This is a genomic window from Aeromonas sp. s2 (assembly GCF_040907935.1).
GTDB lineage: Bacteria > Pseudomonadota > Gammaproteobacteria > Enterobacterales > Aeromonadaceae > Aeromonas > Aeromonas dhakensis.
This window is the reverse complement of sequence record NZ_JBFOCR010000014.1, coordinates 183,991-207,198: the sequence shown is the minus strand read 5'-3', so window position 1 is coordinate 207,198 and position 23,208 is coordinate 183,991. Positions and strand designations below refer to the sequence as shown.

Here is a 23,208-nt window from a genome sequence, read left to right as displayed (position 1 = left end):
CAAACCAATTGATAATAATTTTCATTTAATGAAGAATGGGCGCCATTATCAGTCAGGAGTATGCCCATGTCCCAGTCCGCCCCGGTCAACCGCCCCCGCCTGCTCACGGTCAAGCACATTCAGGATGTGAGCCCGCACCTGCGCCGGATCTGCCTGACCAGCCCGGAGCTCGCTGACTACCCCTTCACCTGTGGCGGCGCCCATATCAAGATCATGCTGCCCCAGCCGGGCCAGGCCCATGCCGTGCTGCCCACGCCCACCCCCCAGGGACCGCGCTGGGAAGACCCGAGCCAGCGTCCCATCATGCGCACCTTCACCATTCGCGCGTTTCGCCGCGAGGCGCTGGAGCTGGATATCGACTTCGCCCTGCACGATGATGGCGGCCCCGCCAGCCGTTTCGCCAGCCAGGCCAAGCCGGGCGATCTGCTGGCCATCTCGGGCCCGGGTGGCCCGGATCCCATGCTGCAACCGGCCAGTTACTACTACATGGTGGGGGATCTCACCGCCCTGCCCGCCATCAGCGCCATGGCTGAGGTGATGCCCGCCGATGCCTGCGGCCACATCGCCCTGCTGGTGCCCTATCAGGAAGATGTGCAGGATCTGTCGCTGCCCGCCGGGGTAAGCCTGCGCTGGTTTGTCGGCACCCCCGAGCAGACGGCGCCGCTGGTGGAGTACTTCACCGCCCTGCCGCTGGAGGAGCAACAGAGCTACTTCTGGTTTGGCGGGGAAGAGGGCTTGGTGGTCCCCATGCGCCGCCACGTACGGCGCACGCTCGAGGTGGATCGCACCCGGGTCTACGCCGTGCCCTACTGGCGCCACGGCAAGGATGAAGAGGCCTATCACCATGCCCGTCACGACGTGATGGACAGCTAAACCAGCTGATTTTGTCCTGAAATATCAAGCCCATGGCCTGCCGGTCATGGGCTTGATTGCCATTGGAGCGGCCTTACCCGCCGGCGCTCTCCCCCCATTCTGGTGTGCCACTCGGTTGTGCTTGCATTTGCGGCCGACAACAAGATAATGATAATCACTCTCAACAATAACAGGTGATGACGCCCCATTGCAGCTCCCGTCCGGGTTCCGGTGTGGAGTGCACGTCACTCACTCCTATGCACAGCAAGGTAATCCAGATGGCAGTTTTAAACTCGGTAATGCGCGCCTTCGCGGTGGAGGCACTCCCCACTCCTGCCGACCTGTTGGCACTTCATCCCTGTCCCGCCGAGCTGGCGACCCGGATCGACCAGCACCGCCAGCAGGCTCGCCGGATCCTGGCAGGAGAGGACGATCGCCTGCTGGTGGTGATTGGCCCCTGCTCCATCCACGATCCCCTCGCCGCCCTCGACTACGCCAGACGGCTGGCCTCGCTGGCCCACGCCTATCAGGATCGGCTGCAGATAGTGATGCGCACCTATTTCGAGAAGCCCCGCACCACTGTGGGCTGGAAGGGGCTGGTGTTCGATCCCCATCTGGATGGCAGCAACGACATCAACCACGGCATGCGGCTCGCGCGCCAGCTGCTGCTCGACATCAACCAGCTGGGGCTGGCCACTGCCACCGAGTTTCTCGATACCACCAGCTTCCTCTACCTGGCCGATCTCATCAGCTGGGGGGCGATCGGTGCCCGCACCACCGAGTCGCAAGTTCACCGACAGCTGGCCTCGGCCCTGCCCTGCCCCGTCGGCTTCAAGAACGGGACGGACGGCAACATCCGGGTGGCCATCGATGCCATTCAGGCCAGCGAAGCCTCCCATCTGTTTACCGCCCCCGGCAGCCAGGGCGGCATGGTGGTGATCAAGAGTGAAGGCAACCCGGCCGGCCACATCATTTTGCGCGGCGGCACCCGCCCCAATTACCACCAGAGCGACGTGGAAGAGGCAGCCGAACGGCTGGCACGGCAGGGGCTCTCCCCCCGGCTGATGGTGGATTGCAGCCATGGCAACAGCCAGAAGCTGCACAAGAACCAGATCCGGGTGGCGGGAGAGCTCTGCCGTCAGCTGGCAGAAGGCAGCGACGCCATCGCCGCCGTCATGGTCGAGAGTTTCCTGCAGGGGGGCAGCCAGAAACCGGCCCCTCTGAGCGAACTGGTCTACGGCCAGTCGGTCACCGATGCCTGCCTGTGCTGGGACGATACCCAGACCCTGCTTGCCATGCTGGCGGATGCCGTCGAGCGGCGCCGCCAATATCCGGGACAGCCCCGGCCGGACCCTGTTCGCTGGCCAGCCCAGCTGGCAAGTTGAATCCATAGGGTGAATAAGGCTCCCGTAACGGGAGCCTTATTATTTCCCCACTTTCCTTTTCCAATCTCCCCGCCATACCACCGATTAAATGCCCAGGGCATCTCTTTCCCATAAAAAGTGCGCAGGTATCCGACGCCTGCCGCAATAAAACAACCGGGGTAATACGCTGTGGTTCGTCCAACCAGGTCGCAGACAGTGAGCAGACCGATTAATGCCATGAACAACAACCAAAGGGGGGAGGCAAAGCGCCAGAAACAGGTGATCTCTTAATGCTGATGGTATCGTCCTGGAATGACCTACCTAATACTTGACGGGCTATATGAGTCCAGCAACAGGAGGAGAAGAAGGCAGCCAGTCACACCATAAAAACGATGTCGGTGATGAAAAAACCAGCCAACTGGAAATTAATCGTTCAATCAGGCGGCAACAAATAGGGGTGACATCATGCGACAAAAACCAGTCGGATAAAACAGCATGGGGAATTGACAGGGGCGGCTTTCAATGAGCACAAATAATAATGCCGCCTCATGGGCGGCATCATTCATGATCGACCGAAGGGATCAGATCAGGAAATCATTCAGATCCTTGCCCAGCGCAACTTGCTCGGCAATGGCCTTGGGCATACGGCCCTGACCGGTCCAGGTCTTCTCCTGGCCATCTTCCTGGTACTTGTACTTGGCAGGACGCGGAGCACGCTTGCTCTTGATCGCGCCAGCAGCGGCAGCCGGGGCGGCAGCGCTGTTCAGCAGTTCACGGGGATCGATACCGGCCTGCTGCAGCATTTCGGTGAACTCGTTCAGCTTGCGCTGACGCTCTTCCTGCTCGGCACGCTCCTGTTCAACAGAATCGGCGCGCTCGTTATATACCAGATCGAACTTCTCTTTTGCTTCTTGCAGCTGTTCAAACGGCAATTCACGGATGGCCGCACGCAGGCTGCGAATGTTCAGCAGAACTTTCAGAAACTCGTTCATTACTTCCTCACAGAATTATTTTTGTTTGTCACAGGGATAACACAGCTTGAGAATAGCACGGCTGTTTGAGAACAACATAATGTTTTTATAACAGCTGTCACTTTCTTAACAAAAAGTTCTGGCTGAATATAGCGACCACTTTATTCAGCCATTACTCATTGGCCCGCCTGCAAGATCGTTTACCATGCAATTCCCCCATGTAACGCATGGCAAATAGATCCGGTACAGCTTGTCATAATTTCCGGCAGGTGATGCCAGCTATTTTTACAATTAGCCACGGCTGTTAATTTTTCCGCCACTCACACGAGACTCTAGGTAGACAATTGACACTATATATTGCCGGCGATGGCTGCCGGCAACCTCCCCAGTGCGAATAGGCAAACGGGGCATGGCAAACCGGCTTATTCCAGGATCAGTCGCCGCCAGGGGCCGGTGATCTCGCAGTGGCCGGTTTCCGCCGTATTCTGCCAACCCAGCCGGTGATAAAATGCCAGCGCCGCCGTGTTGTTGGTGGCCACCTTGAGGGATGCAGGCTTGTTGAAGGGGGCCAGCCCCTGATTCAGCAGGGCCCGTCCCATGCCCTGGCCATGCCAGTCAGCCGAGACATAGAGGTGGTGTACGAAACTCTCATCGCCCCAGATGGAGATGAAGCCGCAGGGTGTTCCCCCCTGTTCGGCCACCCAGATCTGCTCGCCCCGGGTCTGCTCGTCAAAGTCTTCCAGCCGGAACTGGGCGGGGTCGACCCAGTGAAAGGTCTGCCGCCGCCCTTTCAAAAACAGCTGCGCCAACTGGGGAATATCCGTCTCTCGCATGGCTCTGATCATCAAACTGTCCCTGTCATATGAGTACCACCCCACTCTCCACGGAACACGGGGGCCCTGTCAAATCGCCGGCACAGAATAACGCCGCCGCGATGGCAGGGGTGTGACACACCTCTGTCCATTTCATGAGCCATGGGACTATACTGCCTGAGTCCCGTGTATGGATGTTTTGAGGCTCGCTGATTTATGGATAACAAGCAGATAGAAGGCAATATCTTTGTTCCGGCCCATATCGACGACGTCTGGCGTGCCTGGACAACCGAAAGCGGCCTGCGCAGTTTTCTGGCGCCGGAATGCCTGATGGTGCCGGAACCGAATGGTCCCTTCGAAATCTATTTCAGACCCGATGCCCCGCTGGGCGAGCGTGGCAGCGAAGGTTGCCGGGTGATGGCCGTCATGCCCCACGACCTGCTCAGTTTCAGCTGGAATTTCCCCCCCTCCCTGCCCCATATCCGCCAACAGAAGACCCAGGTCTGCCTGCGCTTCGTGCCGGAAGGTCAGGGCACCAGACTCTACTTCCTGCAGACCGGCTGGGCCGACGACCCGGACTGGGATCAGGGCTACGCCTATTTTCGGGATGAGTGGCTGGAGACCAGCCTGCCCCGCCTGCAGTACCGCTTCACCCATGGCCCCATCGACTGGAACAACCCGCCGGACAAGCAGCAGTTGAAATCCCTGGCCCAATAAGCGCCCATAGAAAGCAAAACACCGCCAACTGGCGGTGTTTCTTTTTCTTTGAGAGTGAGCCCGGCACGGGCCGACTCATACCCCCAGCCGATCGCGCAGGGTGTACCAAGCGGCGCCAGCGGCGGTGAAGGGGATCCGGAACAGGCGACCACCCGGGAAGGGGTAGTGCGGCAGTTTGGCGAACGCATCGAAGCGCTCCGCCTGACCACTCAACACCTCGGAGAGCAGCTTTCCCGCCAGATGGGTACAGGTGACGCCATGGCCGCTGTAGCCCTGCATGTAATAGATGTTGTGGCCGATGCGGCCAAACTGCGGCAGCCGCGACAGAGTGAGCAGGAAGTTGCCGGTCCAGGTGTACTCCACCTTGACGTCCGCCAGCTGGGGGAAGGTCTTGAGCATCTTGGGGATGATCAGCCGCTCGATGTCCGCCGGATCCCGCGCCCCATAGACCACGCCACCGCCATAGATCAGCCGGTGATCGCCGGAGGTACGGTAGTAGTCGAGCAGGTAGTTGCAATCTTCCAGGCAGTAGTTTTGCGGCAGCAGCGAGCGGGCCCGCTCCTCCCCCAGCACCTCGGTGGCGATCACCTGGGTGCCGCACGGCATGCTCTTGCCGGCAAGCTCGGGCACCAGATTGCCGAGGTAGGCGTTGCCGGCCACCACCACGTAGCGCGCCTTGACCGCCCCCTTGGCGGTCTTGACCAGGGCAGGCTGACCCGGCGTGATGCTGGTGACGGCAGACTGTTCGAAGATCTTGCCCCCCTGCAAGCGGATGGCCTCCGCCTCCCCCAGCGCCAGGTTGAGGGGGTGAATGTGGCCGCCGCTCTTGTCGAGCAGGGCGCCGACGTAGCGATCGCTCGCTACCACCTCGCGCACACCGTCGGCATCGAGCAGCTCCAGCTTGTCGTTGCCCCACTTCTCCCAGCGCGCTTTCTGCGCCTTGAGCTCGTGCAACTGCTTCTCGGTCTCGGCGGCGAACACCCCGCCCTCCTGCAGATCGCACTGGATGTTGTAGCGCTTGATCCGCTCGCGGATGATCTGGCCCCCCTCAAACAGCATGGAACCGAGCAACCTGGCCTGTTCCGGCGGGCAATTCGCTTCTATGGTGTCGATGTCGCGGCTGTAGGAGTTGACGATCTGGCCGCCGTTGCGCCCGCTGGCGCCAAAACCCACCCGGGCCGCCTCCAGTACCACCACCGAATAGCCCTTTTCCACCAGATGCAGCGCGCTGGAGAGGCCGGTATAACCCGCCCCGATGACGCAGACGTCGCATTCCAGCTGTTCGGTCAGCGTCGGATAGGGCGCGTGTTGGTTGGCACTGGCTGCGTAGTAACTGTTTACATGTTCGGTCATGATCCCTGTTTCCTTACAAGTTCTTTTCCCAAACGAGACGATGTCTCGACACTAGAAGTTGGCCGGGGTGTGGGCACTGACGATGCGGCACACCTGTCCCGACGGATTGCTGAAACTGTGGGGCTCGCCCGTGTCGATCACGTAGCTGTCCCCGGCACTGAGCTGATAGGTCTGGCCCGCCACCGTCAGGATCACCGACCCCTCCAGCACGGTACCCACCTCCTCCCCCAGATGGGTGACCTGGCCGCCGGTGTCGGTGCCGGGGGCGTAGGTCTCCAGCATGAAGCCGAGCTGGCGGCGATTGTTGCCGTTGTGCACCAGCTTCATGGAGACCCCCTGGCTGCCCAGCTCGATCAGCTGCTCGGCCCTGATCACCACGCTCGGCGTGCTCGCCACCTCCTCTTCGGCGAAGAAGCGCGACAGCGGCAGCTCATAGACGCTGAGCAGCTTTTGCAAAGAGGCCACCGACGGGCTCACTTTGTCCTGCTCTATCATGCAGATGGCGCCATGGGTCAGCCCGCTCAGCTCGGCCACCCGCCGCTGGGAGAGCCCCAGCCGGCGGCGAGTGGCGGCCAACCGCTCCCCCATGCTCTGCGCCTGGGTACTCTGCGCCAGCGGGTTGTCGGTCATGGACTGCCAGCGCGTCTCGCCCTGTGGTTGCTGCATTCGGCCACCTCCCTGTGTGCCTGGTAGGAGCCATTGGCGGCCCCGGTTAAAATAGCGAGTCAATCCGACCGACCTGTTTGTTATCCTGCACAGTGCACTCCGTTCATTATTTTGCACACCCTGCACCACAGAAACCGGTAAAATCGCTCCAACAGCTCCATTTCTAGCACGCGAGACACAGTTTACTCAAATATATTTAACACTTGAAAAACATTTCAGCTCAATTTATGGTCTTCCTGTGCTTATTATTCTATACGGTGGCGGCACAGGATGAGCCGGCCCCCTGACCCACAATCGAGGCTTGCTATCTATGTCAGCATCACAACCCGCACTCTCCCTGATCAAATCCCTTGCCTATATAGATGGTCGCTGGTGCGAAGCCAGCGGCGGACGCCGGTTCGAGGTGCACAACCCGGCCACCGGCCAGGTCATCACCCAGGTACCCGACATGGACGAGGGCGACACCCGCCGCGCCATCACCGCCGCCCACGCGGCCCAGCCGGGCTGGGCGGCGCTCACCGCCAAGGAGCGCAGCAACCGGCTCTACGCCTGGTTCGAGCTCATCATGGCCAACCAGGAGGAGCTGGCCCGCATCATGACCTGCGAGCAGGGCAAGCCGCTGGCCGAGGCCAAGGGGGAGGTGGCCTACGGTGCCAGCTTCATCCAGTGGTTCGCGGAAGAGGGCAAACGCGCCTATGGCCGCACCATTCCGGGTTTCTCCAGCGACCGCCGGCTGGCCACCATCAAGCAGCCGGTGGGGGTGGTCGCCGCCATCACTCCCTGGAACTTCCCCATCGCCATGATCACCCGCAAGGCGGGCCCGGCGCTGGCCGCCGGTTGCACCATCGTCATCAAGCCGGCCGCCGAGACCCCGCTCTGCGCCCTGGCGCTGGCGGCACTGGCTGAGCAGGCAGGGATCCCGGCCGGGGTCATCAACATCGTCACCAGCCATCAGGCCGCGGCGGTGGGCAACGAGCTGTGCAACAACAAGACGGTGCGCAAGCTCTCCTTCACCGGCTCTACCCGCATCGGCAAGCTGTTGATGCGCCAGTGCGCCGACACCATGAAGAAGCTGTCGCTGGAGCTCGGCGGCAACGCCCCCTTCATCGTGTTTGACGACGCCGATCTCGACGCCGCCATCGCCGGGGCGCTCGCCTCCAAATACCGCAACGCCGGCCAGACCTGTGTCTGCGCCAACCGTATCCTGGTGCAGGCCGGCATCTACGACGCCTTCGCCGAGAAGCTCACCGCCGCGGTCAAGGCCTTCAAGGTGGGCGACGGCATGAGCGAAGGCACCCAGATAGGCCCGCTCATCAACCCGGCCGCCGCCAGCAAGGTGGCCGAGCTGGTCAAACAGGCCACCGCCGCCGGCGCCGAGCTGCTGCTGGGGGGCGAAGCCCATCCCGCCGGCCCGCTCTTCTACCAGCCCACCATTCTGGGCAAGGTCGATAAAGCCAACCCCATCCTGCAGGAGGAGATCTTCGGCCCGGTGGCGCCGCTGGTGCGCTTCGAGACCGAGGCCGAGGCCATCGCCCTGGCCAACGACACCCCCTATGGTCTGGCTGCCTACTTCTACGGCCGCGACATCGCCCGCGTCTGGCGGGTGGCCGAGCAGCTCGAATACGGCATGGTCGGCATCAACGAGGGGATCATCTCGACCGAGCTGGCCCCCTTTGGTGGCATCAAGGAGTCGGGCCTCGGTCGTGAAGGGGCGGCCGAGGGGCTGGAGGAGTACCTCGAGACCAAATATCTCTGCTTCGGCGGCATCCGCTAGGCAGTCACATCTTGCGCCGGCGGCCGGGCCTGCAACAGGGGCCCGTCCCCCGCCGGCGCAGCCATATCGCTTAACAAGGACGAAGTGAGTGCTCCCAAGGGGCCTCGCCACATTGAGACAGGGGCCCCCGGCCCCTCAGGGAGGAAAGATGAGTCAGTCAGCATCAAACAAGGCGTGGCAAGCGCGCCGCGAAGCCGCCGTGGTCAACGGCGTCGGCACCCTGCTGCCGGTGTTTATCGACCGGGCACAAAACGCCGAGCTGTGGGATGTGGAGGGCAACCGCTACATCGATTTTGCCTCCGGCATCGCCGTGCTCAACACCGGCCACAACCACCCGAAAGTGGTGGCGGCGGTGCGCGCGCAGCTGGAGAAGTTCAGCCACACCTGCTTCCAGGTCACCCCCTACCCCGGCTATATCGAGCTGGCGGAAAAACTGAATGCCCTGGTGCCCGGCCCCACCCCGAAGCGCACCCTGTTTCTCTCCACCGGCGCCGAGGCGGTAGAGAACGCCATCAAGATCGCCCGCGCCCACACCGGCCGCAGCGGCACCATCGCCTTCAAGGGGGGCTTTCACGGCCGCACCATGATGGGGATGGCGCTCACCGGCAAGGTGGTGCCCTACAAGACCGGTTTCGGCCCCTTCCCGGGGGAGGTCTATCACCTGCCCTTCCCGAGCGACTATCTGGGAGTGAGCGAGGCCGATGCGCTGGCTGCGCTGGATCTCTGCTTCAGCTCGGATATCGAACCGACCCGGGTGGCCGCCATCATCATCGAGCCGGTGCAGGGTGAAGGGGGCTTCTACCCCGCCTCCGCCAGCTTCATGCAGCGCCTGCGCCAGCTGTGCAACCAGCACGGCATCCTGCTCATCTGCGACGAGATCCAGAGCGGTTTCTGTCGCACCGGCAAGACCTTCGCCACCGAATACAGCGGCATCGAGCCGGACATCATGACGCTCGCCAAGAGCCTGGCCGGCGGCTTCCCGCTCTCCGCCGTGGTGGGCAAGGAGGAGGTGATGAACGCCGCCAAGCCGGGTGGTCTGGGCGGCACCTACGCCGGCTCCCCCATCGCCTGCGCCGCCGCCCTGGCGGTGCTGGAGGTGATCGAAGAGGAGCGTCTCAACCAGCAGGCTCAGGCCCAGGGCGAGCAGATCAAGGCGCGCCTGCAGCAGCTGGCCGAGCGTTTTGACTGCATCGGCGACATCCGTGGCCCCGGCGCCATGGTGGCCATGGAGCTGGTCAAGCAGCGCGACGCAAACCAGCCGGATGCCGAGCTCACCAAGCGACTGGTGGCCGAGGCGGGCAAACGCGGGCTGGTGCTGCTGGCCTGCGGCGTGCGCGCCAACGTCATCCGCTTCCTGGCGCCGCTGACGGCCTCGCCGGCCATCATCGAGGAGGGGCTGACCCTGCTTGAACAGGCCCTGCAGGCGGCTCACGCCTGATCTGAAACAGAGCATTCGCCCATTAGTGCAAAAAAATGCGTTTTTGCCCCCTTGATATGCTTGTCAAGGGGGCAACACGAATGCACAATGCGCCGCCGCGTAAAAGGACCGACCACTTGCTGAGTCAGGTTCTTTTTTTGCGGCAAACAAATCCACAACGAGGCCGGAACCGACCGGAAAAGATAGCGAGATGGGTTGCCATCTCACGACACCCGCTTCTCTAGTGAGGAACACCATGGGGTATTTCACTGCTTTCCTGCCGGCCCGCGCCGGTCTGCGCCGCCTTGCTGGCGCCCCCTATGCCCAGGTTGATGCCGTCAGCCTGATCCCTTCGGCCCGGATTGAGGGGAAAGCACAATGAATGCCCAACCCGTCGGCCTGAAAAAAAGCCTGAAGCTGTGGCACGTCGTCATCATGGGTCTGGCCTACCTGACCCCCATGGCGGTGTTTGACACCTTCGGCATCGTCACCGAAATCACCGAAGGCCATGTGCCGACCGCCTACCTGTTTGCCCTCATCGGCATGCTGTTCACCGCCATGAGTTACGGCCACCTGGTACGCAAGTTTCCCTCGGCAGGCTCCGCCTACACCTATGCCCAGAAGGTGTTCCACCCTTACGTGGGCTTCATGGTGGGCTGGGTCTCCCTGCTCGACTACATGTTCATGCCGATGATCAACATGCTGCTGGCCAAGATCTACATGGAGGCCCTGTTCCCGAGCGTGGAACCCTGGACCTACATCCTGGGGCTGGCCGCCGTCATGACCTTCCTGAACCTGCGCGGCATCAAGCTGGTGGCCAACTTCAACAGCCTGATCGTCATCATGCAGTTCAGCATCATCGCCGTCTTCATCGGCCTCATCGCCTGGGGTGTCTACCATGGCGAGGGGCTCGGCACGGTGGCGAGCAGCCGTCCCTTCTTCTCCGATCAGATGGCGGTGGCCCCCCTGCTCACCGGCGCCTCCATCCTCTGTCTGTCGTTCCTCGGCTTTGACGCCATCACCACCCTGTCGGAAGAGACGCCGAACGCGGATCGGGTGATCCCCCGCGCCATCGTGCTGACGGCGCTGATCGGCGGCGTGCTGTTCATCTCCGTCTCCTACTTCCTGCAGCTGTTCTTCCCGGACATCTCCCGCTTCCAGCAGCCGGATGCGGTACTGCCGGAGATCGCCCTCTATGTGGGCGGCAAGCTGTTCCAGGCGGTGGTGCTGGTGTGCACCACGGTGGCGGTGCTGGCCTCGGGGCTCGCCTCCCACGCCGGCGTGTCGCGCCTGCTCTACGTGATGGGACGGGATCGCGCCCTGCCGAGCCGCTTCTTCGCCTATATCCACCCGACCTGGCAGACCCCGGCGCTGAACGTGCTGCTGGTGGGGATCCTGGCCCTCTCGGCGGTGTCGTTCGATCTGGAGATGGCGCTGGCACTGATCAACTTCGGCGCCCTGGTGGCCTTCACCTTCGTCAATCTGGCGGTGATTGCCCACTTCTACGTCAAGCTCGGTCACAACAAGACGCTGAGGGATCACCTGATCTTCCTGCTGCTGCCCCTGTGCGGCGCCGCCTGCATCGGCGTGCTCTGGCTCAACCTTGAGCCGGCCTCCTTCGAGCTGGGGCTGATCTGGGCCGCCCTCGGCGCCCTCTATCTGCTGCTGCGCCTCACCGTGTTCCGGGTCCAGCTGCGCCGGCCGGAAACCGACGCCTCCTGAGCCCCCTTTTCATTACTACTGCGCCCGCCTTTCGCGGGCGTTTTTTTACCCCTGTTCACCCGCCGTGACAGTGCCCTTCGCGCCAGAGCGGCTCCGCTCGCGCCCCTGTCAGCACAGGCTGCCAGCCGGGGGCTCAACCCCGACCTGACCCAGGTCAACAAAATCCCCTGACGGGGGCATTTTTGCTTGTGTCCTCCCCCCCCTGAGGGCACAATACGCCGCCCCTGAGAGCCGATGTTTTTTGCAACATCGGTTCTTCGTTTTTAAGGGGTAAACCACATTCACCAAGAGGCCGGACTTTGTACCGGAATTGATACCGAGATTGCCAGGCAATCTCCCGACGTTGTGAGGAAATACATGGGGCATTTCATTGCTTTCCTGCCGGTCCCCGCCGGCGTGCGCCACTTGTCTGTGCCACAGACCGGCGCCCCCTGTGTCCAGCGACGCGCTGCGTCCCTGATCCCGTCCCCCTTCGCCGCCCTGGCGATCACAGAGGAGAAAGCGTGATGGCCGGTGCCAAGCTGCTCAAGACGCTCACCCTCTTCCAGGTAGTGGTGATGGGTCTGGCTTACCTCACACCTATGGCGGTATTCGATACCTTCGCCATCGTCGGTGACATTACCGAAGGCCGCGTCGCCACCGCCTATCTGCTGGCGCTCGGCGGCATTCTGCTGACCGCCATCAGCTACGGCCACCTGGTGCGCAAGTTCCCCTCCGCGGGCTCTGCCTATACCTACGCCCAGAAGGTGTTCAACCCCTACATCGGCTTCATGGTCGGCTGGTCTTCCCTGCTCGACTACATGTTCATGCCGATGATCAACATCCTGCTGGCCAAGATCTACCTGACCGCCATGTTCCCCGGCGTCGAGCCCTGGATCTTCATCTTCGGTCTGGTGACCGTGATGACCTTCCTGAACCTGCGCGGCATCAACCTGGTGGCCAACTTCAACGGCGTCATCGTCTTCATCCAGCTGGCCATCATCACCGTCTTCCTCGGCCTGATGGGCTGGGGCATCTATCAGGGTGAAGGGGCTGCAACCCTGCTGAGCAGCCGTCCGTTCCACTTCGAGTCGGCCGGCATGGTGCCGCTGTTCACCGGCGCGACCATCCTCTGCTTCTCGTTCCTGGGCTTCGACGGCTTGAGCTCGCTCTCCGAAGAGACCCCCAACGCCGGCAAGGTGATCCCGCGCGCCATAGTGCTGACTGCGCTCATCGGCGGCATCATCTTCGTGACCGTCTCCTACTTCCTGCAGCTCTACTTCCCGGATCTGGCCCGCTTCAAGGAGCCGGACGCCGTGCTGCCGGAGATCGCCCTCTACGTCGGCGGCACCCTGTTCCAGAGCGTGGTGCTGGTGTGCACCACAGTAGCCGTGCTGGCCTCCGGCATGGCCGCCCACGCCGGCGTGTCGCGCATCCTCTACGTGATGGGGCGCGATCGCATGATCCCGGAGCGGGTATTCGGCTACATCCACCCGAAATACCGCACCCCGGCCATCAACGTGCTGATGGTGGGTGCCCTGGCCCTCTCCGCGGTGTCGTTCGATCTGGACATGGCGCTGGCGCTGGTGAACTTCGGTGCCCTGGTGGCCTTCACCTTCGTCAACCTGTCGGTCATCGGTCAGTTCTGGGTGCGCGAGAAGCGCAACAAGAGCCTCAAGGAGCACCTGCTGTTCCTGCTGCTGCCGCTGCTGGGTGCCGCCACCATAGGCGCGCTCTGGATCAACCTGGAGCAGAGCTCGCTGGAGCTGGGCCTGATCTGGGCCGGCCTCGGCGTCACCTACCTGTTCCTGCGCCTCGCGGTGTTCCGCATCCCCTTCCGTCAGTACGAAGAGGCGGCCGACTCGCAGTAAGCGGCCAGCGCCAACCAAGCAGAAGGGGAGCCATGGCTCCCCTTCTTCGTGCACGTCATCTGATCACCGCCCTCGCGGTGGCCGGGCTCAGCCCTGGTTGATCACCGCGGTGGCGGCCGCCTTGAGCGGATCCTTGGCCACCGCCTTCACATCCTGCTGGGTCTGCTTTAGCTGCTGACCGGCCTGATCGACCTTCTGCTGGGTCCCCTGCAGCTGGCTCTTGCCCTCCTTGAGGCCGGCGGTTTTCTTCTCCAGCACATCCGTGGTGTGCTTCTTCACCTCGGCCCCGGCCTTCTCTTTCTGCTGGCGCACCAGCTTGTCGGTATCACAGCGCCCCTTGACCCCCAGGGTCGCATTGAGCGCCTCGTTCTTCATTGCCTTGTCGAGGTTGCACTCGGCTTTCAACACGCTCGCCTGGGCACCGACAGACAGCAGACCCAGGGACAGACACAACACCCATGCACGCATAACAACACCACGCTGGTTGAGATAAGAAAGACCGCAGCATAACGCCCTGTCCCCCGGCTGCAAGCCGTCAGACACACTCGCAGCCAAACGGGGCGAGATCCCGGCCCAATCCGACACCTTCTGTCCCATCTTCCCCACCCGGCCATGTCATCAAATCATCACAAAAGTGTCACTTTGTCATATTTCTGTCATGGAGCCCTGCTGTAATGCGCCCGTCCATTTTCAAGCAGACTGTCCCAAGAGGCTTCATGCACAGCACCCCATCTTTTGCACAACAGCAGACCCGTCGTACTGGCCCACTGTTCAACTGGCTCGCTGTGATCACCCTGATCTACCTGATCCTGGTTGCCGTCGGCGCCGTCTCCCACGGCTTCAAGGGCTTCTCCGGCGGCGCCGAGGGCGCGGCCCAGATCTTCGCCTTCGCCAACAACCCCTTCGTCGCACTGCTGCTCGGCATCCTGGCCACCGCCCTGGTGCAATCCTCCAGCACGGTCACCTCGGTGATCGTCGGTCTGGTGGCCGGCGGCCTGCCCATCGGCATGGCCATTCCCATGGTGATGGGCGCCAACCTCGGCACCACCATCACCAACACCATCGTCTCCCTCGGCCATATCCGGGATCGGGGCGAGTTTCGCCGCGCCTTTGCCGCCGCCACCGTGCATGACTTCTTCAACCTGCTGGCGGTGTTCATCTTCCTGCCGCTGGAGCTGATGTTCGGTCTGCTGCAAAAGAGTGCCGAGGCGCTGGCCACCCTGCTGGTAGGCTCCGCCGACATGTCGATGAAGGGGATGGATTTCATGAAGCCCCTCATCTCCCCGGCCCTCAACTTCATCGATGACCTGGTCGCCTTCTTGCCGGGTAAAGGACCGGCCATCGCCACCATCGTCATCGGCATCCTGCTGATCCTCGGCTGCGTCACCTGGCTCGGCAAGGTGCTGCAACGGGTGCTGGTCGGCCGTGCCAAAGAGGTGCTGCACAAGGCGCTGGGCCGCGGCCCGCTGACCGGCATCGCCTCCGGCACCCTGGTTACCGTGATGGTGCAGTCCTCTTCCACCACCACCAGCCTGATGATCCCTCTGGCCGGCGGCGGCGTGTTCAGCACCCGTCAGCTCTACCCCTTCACTCTGGGCGCCAATATCGGCACCACCATCACCGCCCTGCTGGCCGCCACCGCCATCAGTGGTGCCGGGGCCAAGCTGGCGCTGACCATCGCCTTGGTGCACGTGCTGTTCAACCTGTTCGCCGTGGTGCTCATCTACGGGGTGCCCTTCCTGCGCGAGCTGCCGGTCAAGGCGGCCGAGGGGCTGGCCCGGGTCGGCAGCGAGAACAAGCTGCTGGCGCTCGGCTACGTGGCGGGCCTCTTCTTCGCCCTGCCCGCCCTGATGATGGTGGCCGCCAAGTAACGACCGCCCTGACGACGAGGGGGAGGCGCCAGTCGCCTCCCCTTTCTCATTTGCCCGTCCGGTCACATCCTGCCCCGCCCCGGCTCGCCCTGACGCCCCGGCTGGGATAAGATGCCGCACTCACTGCCCTCCCGGCATTTCACGACATAGGGATACCCGATGAAACTCGTTCTGATCGCGCTGCTGGTTGCCGGCGTCGCCTACTACTTCTACTCGAGCAGCAACAACAGGAAGCTGGCGGAAGAGAATGTGCGCAAGGGGGCCGAGTTCCTCGCCGCCAACAAGGAAAAACCCCTGGTGACCACCACCGCCTCCGGCCTGCAGTATGAAGTGCTGACCCCGGGCAGCGGCACCGTTCACCCCACCACCACCAGCAAGGTGAAGGTGCACTACGAGGGCAAGCTGCTGGACGGCACCGTCTTCGACAGCTCGGTCGCCCGCGGCGAGCCCATCGAGTTCGGCCTCAACCAGGTGATCAAGGGCTGGACCGAAGGGGTACAGCTGATGGTGGAAGGGGAGAAGACCCGCTTCTACATCCCCGCCAACCTCGCCTACGGCGATCGCGCCGCCGGCAAGATCCCGCCGGGATCTGTATTGATCTTTGACGTCGAGCTGCTGGGTATTCAGTAAATTGTTGAGGGCAGGCCTGTCGCCTGTCTGCTCCCCCAGGGCCGGCCACTGCGCCGGCCTTGTTATTGGTGATCCCCCCTCCTTCCCACCCAACACTATCAACCAATAGTGAATAGTACTTATCCATCAAGCTGGATTGTTAACTTCATTGTCGGGGCAGATAATGACCATATCGTCAGCGGCATGTCGCCCTGGCCCACCGTTTTCGGTGCCCTGGCACCGGTACAACGCATATGGAGTCTGTCATGTCTATCGCCCCCGTCTGGTTCATCTCCCATGGCGCCCCGGATCTGGTTCTGCGCGACCAGCCGGCGACCCATTTCCTCAAAAATCTGCGCCTTGGCGATCTCAAGGGGCTGGTGGTCATCTCGGCCCACTGGTTTACCCGCAGCGAGCTGCAGATCAACGTCGAGCCCAATCCGGCCCTGATGTACGACTTCTACGGCTTCCCCGAGCCGCTCTACCACATCCGCTGGCCGGCCAGCAGCCCGCTCTGGCTGCAGGAGGCGGTGAGTGACCAGCTGCTGCTGGCGGGCCTGCCCGCCGAGCCGGTGCGCCGCGAGCTGGATCACGGGGTCTGGTCGCCGCTCTCGCTGATGGATCCCGCCAGCAGCGTCCCGCTGGTGCAGCTCTCCATCCCGGCCAGCTTCACCCCGCGCCAGCTGTGGCAACTGGGGGAGGCGCTGCAGCAGCTGCGTGCCCAGGGGATCGGCATCCTGGCCTCCGGCGCCATCACCCACAACCTGCGGGCACTGGGGCCGGAAAACTCGCCGGTGCCGGGCTGGGCCCGCAGTTTCGTCGACTGGCTGGAGCTGACCATGGCTGAGGGCGACAGAGCGGCGCTGGAAGATTACCGCGCCCGCGCGCCGGGGGCGGTGGAATCCCACCCCCACGACGATCACCTGCGCCCGCTGTTCGTGGCGCTTGGCGCCGCCGGTCAGGACAAGCCCGTCAAGCTGCACGACAGCTGGGATGGCGGCAGCCTCTACATGGGCTCCTACCGCTTTGCACAGACGCGGCAGCCATTCAGGCCAAGGTGACGAGCAGGAGAATCGGATACAAACGCCTGCGATTAATGCTAAGTTATGTTGCAACTCATTTGATACCACTTGGGATCGACGCAGAGCGCCCCCCTTCGCGCTCTGCGTTTTGAATGCGGGATATCTGGGTTTACTTTCAATGCATTAACGCGACTCAATCGTCGTATCGGGTGTGTTCTACGTCATCAGCGAGGCAAGGAGGCTTCAGCTTGCGCAATCACCACCCCTTTTTAGGGTTGAACCGCAGTGCAGGCCTGGTATTGCTCATCGGCCTGCTGCTCTCCCTGCTCGGCACCCTCCTCCTCCATTACAGCAATGACAAGCAGGTGCAAGCCAGCATCACGGCGGCCACGGAGCACGTCGCAGATACCGTCAAGGCGCGACTCGATCTGTATCAATACGGTCTCAGAGGGGTACGCGGCGCCATCCTGACCGCCGGCGAACACGCCTTTGACAACGAGGACTTCGTTCGTTACAGCCTGACCAGGGATGTGGACAGTGAATTCCCCGGTGCTCGGGGTTTTGGCTTCATCAGGCGAGTGAAGGATGCCGAGCTCGACGACTTCATCCAGCGTGCCCGACGAGATGGGCGGCCAGGTTTCACCCTTCAGCTGCTCTCGCCCTATCGGGGTGAACATTTCATCATCCAGTTTATCGAGCCGCTATCACGCAACAAGGCGGCCATCGGGCTGGACATCGCCTCGGAGCCCTCGCGCCGTGAGGCCGCCCTCGCCGCAATCCGCAGCGGCGAGGTACGGCTGACGCCCCCCATCACCCTGGTACAGGCCACGGGCAAGCCAAGGCAATCCTTTCTGATGCTGATGCCCATCTACCGCACCGTGACCACCCCTGCCACCCCCGAGGAGCGAGAGGCAGCCGGGTTTGGCTGGAGCTATGCCCCCTTGCTGATGGAAGAGTTGCTGGACGCCCTGCATCTGGAGAGCCCGGCCTTTCACATCAGACTGATCGATGTGACCGACCCCCGGCATATCCAGCCCTTCTATACCAGTGCCATCGACCACGAGTCGCGCAATCCGCACCACATCACCATGTCCAGAGCCGCCGAGCGGGAAATTCATGGCCGCCGCTAGCAGATCAGGCTCGACGCCCACCCCCTGTTCGTGGCGCAGCTCAACCAGACCTCCCCCTATGTGGTGTTGTTCACCGGCGGCCTCTTCACTTTGCTGCTCACCCTGCTCGCGCGCATGCGGGCTCAGGGGCAACAGCAACGTCTGCAACTCATTGAGGAACAGGCCAGACTGGCCGCCATCGTGGCCGGTGCCAGTGACGGCATCATCGCCAAGACCCTGAACGGCGTCATCGTAAGCTGGAACAAGGGGGCCGAAGATCTGTTCGGTTACCCGGCCGGCGAGGCGCTGACCCGTACCGACAGCGCGCTGTTTCAGACGGATCATGACAGCGCCAGCGAGAAGGCGCTGCTCGCCGACCTCAGGCAGGGCGTCCGGATCCCGAGCTTCTCCGCCCGGCGTCGGCACAGGGACGGCCATCTGCTGGATCTCTCCATCTCCATCGCCCCCATCTATGACCATAGGGGCAAGCTGGTCGGCACCTCAGAGACCATCCGGGACATCACTGCCCAGAAACAGGCAGAGGCCAAGATCCTGGAGCTCAACGCCAATCTGGAACATCAGGTGGCAGAGCGCACGGCTGAGCTGAGCAAGATCAACGTGTTATTGAGCAACGTCCTGCGCTCCGCCTCGGCGATCTCCATCATAGCGGCCGATCTGGAGGGCACCATCACCCTGTTCAACGAGGGGGCCGAGCAGCTGCTGGGATACAGCGCCGCCGACGTGGTCGGCAAGGAGACCCCCGGCATCTTCCACACCCGCGACGAGATGCAGGCCCGCAGTGTCGAGCTCAGCGCCCAGTACGGCGAGCAGATCAGCGGCTTCCAGGTATTCGTCTACAAACCGGAACGGGAAGGGGCGGAGAGCCGGGAGTGGACCTATGTGCGCAAGGATGGCAGCCGCTTCCCCGTCACCCTGGTGATCACCGCCATCCGTGATGAACAGGGGATCAGCCGGGGCTACCTTGGCATCGGCCTGGACATCACCGACAGCAAGGCGGCCGAGAAGAAGCTGGCCGAGAGTCTCGAGATCACCCGCGCCATCCTGGACACCGCCGTCAACCCCATCATGACCATGGATCCTGACGGCCGCATTCACTCCCTCAACCCGGCCGGTCAGACCGCCTTTGGCTATCAGGCCGGCGAGATCCAGGGCCGACAGGTGCAGACCCTGTTGCAAAGCAGCGATGAGCACGCGCTGGGTGAGGCTCCCCTCGGTGCCCTCAGCGACAGCCAGCTGGCCGCCCTGATGGAGAGGGAGTTTATCGGGCGGCGGCGCGATGGCAGCGAGTTTCCGCTGCAGATGTCGATCGGCCGGATGCAGGCGGCGGGCTCCAGCATGTTCGTCTGCATCATGACCGACATGACCCAGCAGCTGGCCCAGCGCAACGAGATCCTGTCGACCCGCGATCAGTTGCAGATGGCGGCCGACGTGGCCGAGCTGAGGATCTGGTCATGGGAGCTCGGCAGCAACGCCCTGAGCTGGAACAACCGCATGTTCGAGCTCTACGATCTGCCGCTGACGCTCAGGGAGGAGGGGCTCAACTACCAGCACTGGGCAAACCGGGTGCACCCGGACGATCTGGCGGCCACCACCGCCAGCCTGAACCGCGCCGTGGCCGGCACCGGCATCTACGACCCCGTCTTTCGGGTGATGCAGGACAACGGCGATCACCGGGTGATCCAGGCCGGGGCCAAAGTGGAGCGGGACAGCAGCGGTCAGGCGCTGCGCGTCATCGGCTTCAACCGTGACATCACAGCCCAGACCGAGCTGGAGTCCCGCCTGCTCTATGCCAAGGAGCAGGCAGATGCCGCCAGCCAGACCAAGTCCTCCTTCCTCGCCAACATGAGCCACGAGATCCGCACCCCCCTCAACGCCGTGCTCGGCATGTTGCAGCTGATCCAGTACACCGAGCTCACCGCCCGCCAGCTCGACTATGTGGTCAAGGCGCACTCGGCGGCCAACTCCCTGCTGGGCTTGCTCAACGATATCCTCGACTACTCGAAGATCGAGGCCAGCAAGCTGCAGCTCGATCTGCACCCCTTCGACATCGAGCTGCTGATGCGGGACCTGGCCATCGTACTGGACGGCAACCAGCGCCAGAAAGAGATCGAGGTCATGTTCGATATCGACCCCCACCTGCCCAATCACCTGATCGGTGACAGCATGCGCCTGCAGCAGGTGCTCACCAACCTGGCGGGCAATGCCCTCAAGTTCACCATCAAGGGGCAAGTGGTGATCACCATGGCGCAGCTGGCCCGCCATGAGCAGACGGTCACCATCCGCGTGGCCGTCACCGACAGCGGCATCGGCATCAGCGCCCACCAGCTGGAGCGCATCTTCGAGAGCTTCACCCAGGCCGAGGCCTCCACCACCCGTCGCTTCGGCGGCTCCGGGCTGGGGCTGGTGATCTGCAAACGCCTGCTCAAGCTGATGGGGGCAGAGCTGCGGGTCGAGAGTGAACCTGGCCGTGGCAGCCGCTTCTGGTTCGACATCACCCTGGCACAGGCCGCCCCCCAGTCTCTCAAAGAGGCCTGCCCGGACATGGCACCGCCACCCTACATTCTGGTGGTCGACGACAGCGAGCTGGCGGCAGAGCTGCTGCAACGCACCCTGCTGCAGCTCGGCTGGCAGGCCGAGCTGGTTCACTCGGGGGCCGAGGCCGTCCGCCGGGTCGGCGAGGTCCGTGCTCTGGGCCGTCCCTTCGACATAGTGCTGATGGACTGGAGCATGCCGGGCATGGATGGACTGAACGCCGCCGCCCAGATCCGGCAACAGGCCGGGCAAGACCCAGCCCCCGGAGTCATCATGGTCACCGCCTACGGCCACGAGGTGTTCACCGAGTCGCACCAGTCGGGCGCCACCCCCTTCGTCAGCCTGCTGACCAAACCCGTGACTCCCAAGCAGCTGGCAGAGGCCATCTATCAGGCCCTCCATGGCCAGGACGTCGCGCCCGCTCTCCCTGCCCAGCACACCCGCCGGCTGAGTGGCCTCACCCTGCTGGTGGTGGAGGACAATCTGCTCAACCGCCAGGTCGCCTGCGAGTTGCTGAGCTGCGAAGGGGCCAGGGTGCTGCTGGCCGAATGCGGGCGGGACGGGGTGGCCATGGTATTGCAGCAAGCCCCCTCGTTTGATGCCGTGCTGATCGACATGCAGATGCCGGATATTGACGGGCTGGAGGCCACCCGCCAGATCCGGGCCCACCCGCAGTTTGCCAACCTGCCCATCATCGCCATGACCGCCAATGCCTCGGAAGCGGATCGCCAGCTCTGCCTGGCTGCCGGCATGAATGAGCATGTGGGCAAGCCCATTGCCCTCGAACAGCTGGTCTCCACCTTGCTGGCCCAGCTTGGCAAGGCTGGCCAGCCAGCCCTTGCCCAGCCCCTGTCCCCCGCAGCCAACGAAGCCCTGCTGGAGGCGGAATCCGTCATACGCCAGCGTTTTGACAACGATATCGAACTGCTGCAACGGATCCTGAGCCTGTTCGGCCCCGACATGGCAGAACAGCTGGAGGCCTTGCACCAGGCCATCGTCGCTGGCCAGGTCACGGAGGCCTGTCGCATATTGCACGCCATCAAGGGCAGCGCCAGCACCATGGGGGCCTGCCGACTGGCCACCCTGGCCAAGGCGCAGGAGCAGGCCCTGCTCCACGCCGACCAGCAGCAGGCCGCTGCGCTGCTGGCTGACGCCGGCTGGCTGCAGCTGTTGCAGGAGACGGTGCGGCTCAGCCTGGAGAGCCTCGAAAAAGCCTTCGCCCCGCCCCCCGACACCACCGCGCAGCCGGCCGATGATGCCTTGTCCCTCGCCGAATGGCGGGAGGCCATGCAGCACATCCTGACGCTGCTGGAGGATGGCAATCTGGCGGCGGTCGAGCTGACCGAGGCCCTGGCACCCAAGACGCCGCCGCAGCTGCACACCACCTTTCGCCAGTTTGCCGGCCTGATCGACAACCTGGAGTTCGGCGCCGCCCTCAAGCTGGGACACGCCCTATGCGACAACCAATGATGGAGCCCAAGATGGTCCCCTGGAACCTGCCCACCAACCGTCGCCCCAAACTGCTGATCGTCGATGATCAGGCGATCAACATCAGGCTGCTGCACCAGCTCTTTCGCGAAGAGTGCGAGATCTTCATGGCGACCAGCGGGGAGCAGGCACTTGCCCTCTGCCGCAGCCTGCTGCCCGACCTTGTCTTGCTGGACGTCATCATGGACGGCATGAGTGGCCACGAAGTCTGCCAGCAACTCAAGGCGGATCCCGACACCCGGGACATTCCCGTCATCTTCGTCACGGCCCAGCAGGAGGAGACGGACGAAGAGTACGGCCTGGCCCTCGGCGCGGTGGATTTCATCAGCAAGCCCATCAGTCCCAACATCGTCAGGGCCAGGGTGAAGACCCACATCACCCTCAAGCTGCAGGGGGACTTGCTGCGCAACCTGGCCATGCTCGACGGCCTCACCGGCATACCGAACCGGCGCCAGTTCGATGATGAGCTGATGCGGCAGTGGCGCCAGGGTTGCCGGGACAACACCCCCCTCTCCCTCATCATGCTCGATGTCGATTACTTCAAGCGCTACAACGACCGCTATGGCCATCAGGCCGGCGATCACTGCCTGCAGGCCATCGCCGCCGTGCTGGCCGAGCGGCTGGGCAGGCCGCACGATCTGGTGGCCCGCTACGGCGGCGAGGAGTTTGCCTGCGTGCTGCCCAACACCCCCCTGGCCAGCGCCGTCCATCTCGCCGACAGCATGTGCAGCGCCGTGCGCGAGCTGGCCATCGAGCACCTCGCCTCCGAGGTGGCCAAGGTGGTAACCATCTCCCTTGGCGTGGTCTGTGCCATCCCCAGCCAGACCGGCACGCCGCAACAGCTGCTGGAGGCGGCCGACCGCCAGCTCTACCGGGCCAAAGAGGCAGGACGAGCCAGAGTCGCCGCCGATGGCGAGGGGGGATGAGTCCTCTGCCGTACCTGCCCCAGTCCAAATCAGGAGTAAGAGCGGGCCGCTGGCGAGTCCCGTCCCGCCAGCGGCCTTGCCGTTTGCACTGACAAACTGCTGATTAAAGGTTCATTGTGCGCCGCTCTTCGG

Annotated in this window: 21 protein-coding genes; 16 read left to right on the top strand and 5 right to left on the bottom strand. The window is 63.2% G+C overall.

The window, feature by feature from the left end; translation table 11 throughout:
- Nucleotides 1–66 precede the first annotated feature (66 nt).
- The 3 genes from AB5Y81_RS11765 to AB5Y81_RS11755 all read left to right on the top strand — a co-directional run bounded on the left by AB5Y81_RS11765 (nt 67) and on the right by AB5Y81_RS11755 (nt 2,742).
- Nucleotides 67–873: a siderophore-interacting protein gene (locus AB5Y81_RS11765; protein ID WP_279485498.1), complete on the top strand. Its 807-nt coding sequence runs from the start codon at nt 67–69 to the stop codon at nt 871–873.
- A gap of 257 nt (nt 874–1,130) precedes the next feature.
- Nucleotides 1,131–2,237 (top strand): 3-deoxy-7-phosphoheptulonate synthase, encoded by a 1,107-nt coding sequence (locus AB5Y81_RS11760; protein ID WP_026141467.1) that lies wholly within the window; start codon nt 1,131–1,133, stop codon nt 2,235–2,237.
- Nucleotides 2,238–2,556: 319 nt separating this feature from the next.
- Nucleotides 2,557–2,742 (top strand): hypothetical protein, encoded by a 186-nt coding sequence (locus AB5Y81_RS11755; protein WP_139398470.1) that lies wholly within the window; start codon nt 2,557–2,559, stop codon nt 2,740–2,742.
- A 55-nt stretch (nt 2,743–2,797) separates the two neighbouring features.
- Here the strand turns inward: AB5Y81_RS11755 and AB5Y81_RS11750 are convergent, their stop codons facing one another.
- Both AB5Y81_RS11750 and AB5Y81_RS11745 read right to left on the bottom strand, forming a co-directional pair.
- On the bottom strand, nt 2,798–3,208 hold the full coding sequence (locus tag AB5Y81_RS11750) for an H-NS family nucleoid-associated regulatory protein (RefSeq protein WP_279485497.1): 411 nt from the start codon (nt 3,206–3,208) through the stop codon (nt 2,798–2,800).
- 401 nt (nt 3,209–3,609) lie between these two features.
- Nucleotides 3,610–4,032, bottom strand: a complete 423-nt coding sequence (locus tag AB5Y81_RS11745) for a GNAT family N-acetyltransferase (RefSeq protein ID WP_005303034.1) — start codon at nt 4,030–4,032, stop codon at nt 3,610–3,612.
- Nucleotides 4,033–4,215: 183 nt separating this feature from the next.
- Here AB5Y81_RS11745 and AB5Y81_RS11740 point away from each other — a divergent pair, with 183 nt between their 5' ends.
- Complete coding sequence (locus tag AB5Y81_RS11740; RefSeq protein WP_139753676.1) at nt 4,216–4,716, top strand: SRPBCC domain-containing protein; 501 nt, start codon at nt 4,216–4,218, stop codon at nt 4,714–4,716.
- Nucleotides 4,717–4,791: 75 nt separating this feature from the next.
- Here AB5Y81_RS11740 and AB5Y81_RS11735 read toward each other — a convergent pair whose 3' ends face one another.
- Both AB5Y81_RS11735 and puuR read right to left on the bottom strand, forming a co-directional pair.
- On the bottom strand, nt 4,792–6,069 hold the full coding sequence (locus tag AB5Y81_RS11735; protein WP_019840188.1) for an FAD-binding oxidoreductase: 1,278 nt from the start codon (nt 6,067–6,069) through the stop codon (nt 4,792–4,794).
- A gap of 51 nt (nt 6,070–6,120) precedes the next feature.
- Complete coding sequence (gene puuR / locus AB5Y81_RS11730; protein ID WP_017765712.1) at nt 6,121–6,735, bottom strand: HTH-type transcriptional regulator PuuR; 615 nt, start codon at nt 6,733–6,735, stop codon at nt 6,121–6,123.
- 310 nt (nt 6,736–7,045) lie between these two features.
- Here puuR and AB5Y81_RS11725 point away from each other — a divergent pair, with 310 nt between their 5' ends.
- From AB5Y81_RS11725 to AB5Y81_RS11700, 6 genes are all read left to right on the top strand, one after another.
- Complete coding sequence (locus tag AB5Y81_RS11725; RefSeq protein WP_279485496.1) at nt 7,046–8,509, top strand: NAD-dependent succinate-semialdehyde dehydrogenase; 1,464 nt, start codon at nt 7,046–7,048, stop codon at nt 8,507–8,509.
- Nucleotides 8,510–8,657: 148 nt separating this feature from the next.
- On the top strand, nt 8,658–9,947 hold the full coding sequence (gene gabT, locus AB5Y81_RS11720; RefSeq protein ID WP_139753674.1) for a 4-aminobutyrate--2-oxoglutarate transaminase: 1,290 nt from the start codon (nt 8,658–8,660) through the stop codon (nt 9,945–9,947).
- 235 nt (nt 9,948–10,182) lie between these two features.
- Nucleotides 10,183–10,308, top strand: a complete 126-nt coding sequence (locus tag AB5Y81_RS11715; RefSeq protein WP_005303046.1) for a hypothetical protein — start codon at nt 10,183–10,185, stop codon at nt 10,306–10,308.
- Nucleotides 10,305–11,648 (top strand): APC family permease, encoded by a 1,344-nt coding sequence (locus AB5Y81_RS11710; RefSeq protein WP_005303048.1) that lies wholly within the window; start codon nt 10,305–10,307, stop codon nt 11,646–11,648. Before AB5Y81_RS11715 ends, AB5Y81_RS11710 begins: the two co-directional genes overlap by 4 nt.
- Nucleotides 11,649–12,005: 357 nt before the next feature.
- The gene (locus AB5Y81_RS11705) at nt 12,006–12,155 is read left to right on the top strand and encodes a hypothetical protein (protein WP_017765716.1); all 150 of its coding nucleotides are present in this window, start codon (nt 12,006–12,008) and stop codon (nt 12,153–12,155) included.
- The gene (locus AB5Y81_RS11700; protein WP_005303054.1) at nt 12,155–13,498 is read left to right on the top strand and encodes an APC family permease; all 1,344 of its coding nucleotides are present in this window, start codon (nt 12,155–12,157) and stop codon (nt 13,496–13,498) included. The genes AB5Y81_RS11705 and AB5Y81_RS11700 overlap by 1 nt, the downstream gene beginning before the upstream one ends.
- 87 nt (nt 13,499–13,585) lie before the next feature.
- Here the strand turns inward: AB5Y81_RS11700 and AB5Y81_RS11695 are convergent, their stop codons facing one another.
- Nucleotides 13,586–13,966, bottom strand: coding sequence for a hypothetical protein (locus AB5Y81_RS11695; protein WP_026140957.1), 381 nt, complete (start codon nt 13,964–13,966; stop codon nt 13,586–13,588).
- A gap of 248 nt (nt 13,967–14,214) precedes the next feature.
- On the opposite strand from AB5Y81_RS11695, the gene AB5Y81_RS11690 reads away from it, so the two are divergent.
- The 6 genes from AB5Y81_RS11690 (at nt 14,215) to AB5Y81_RS11665 (ending at nt 23,076) form a co-directional block, all read left to right on the top strand.
- Nucleotides 14,215–15,369, top strand: coding sequence for a sodium dependent phosphate pump (locus AB5Y81_RS11690; protein WP_010633351.1), 1,155 nt, complete (start codon nt 14,215–14,217; stop codon nt 15,367–15,369).
- Between the two features lie 159 nt (nt 15,370–15,528).
- Complete coding sequence (locus tag AB5Y81_RS11685; RefSeq protein ID WP_279485495.1) at nt 15,529–15,999, top strand: FKBP-type peptidyl-prolyl cis-trans isomerase; 471 nt, start codon at nt 15,529–15,531, stop codon at nt 15,997–15,999.
- 245 nt (nt 16,000–16,244) lie between these two features.
- On the top strand, nt 16,245–17,039 hold the full coding sequence (locus tag AB5Y81_RS11680; protein WP_279485494.1) for a class III extradiol ring-cleavage dioxygenase: 795 nt from the start codon (nt 16,245–16,247) through the stop codon (nt 17,037–17,039).
- A gap of 209 nt (nt 17,040–17,248) precedes the next feature.
- Nucleotides 17,249–18,130: a CHASE domain-containing protein gene (locus tag AB5Y81_RS11675; RefSeq protein ID WP_279485493.1), complete on the top strand. Its 882-nt coding sequence runs from the start codon at nt 17,249–17,251 to the stop codon at nt 18,128–18,130.
- A gap of 30 nt (nt 18,131–18,160) precedes the next feature.
- A complete protein-coding gene (locus AB5Y81_RS11670) occupies nt 18,161–22,132 on the top strand; it encodes a PAS domain S-box protein (RefSeq protein ID WP_279485492.1) in 3,972 nt (1,323 codons plus the stop codon).
- 11 nt (nt 22,133–22,143) lie between these two features.
- Entirely contained in the window at nt 22,144–23,076 is a 933-nt protein-coding gene (locus AB5Y81_RS11665; protein WP_017784817.1) for a diguanylate cyclase, read from the top strand.
- Nucleotides 23,077–23,208: the final 132 nt, after the last annotated feature.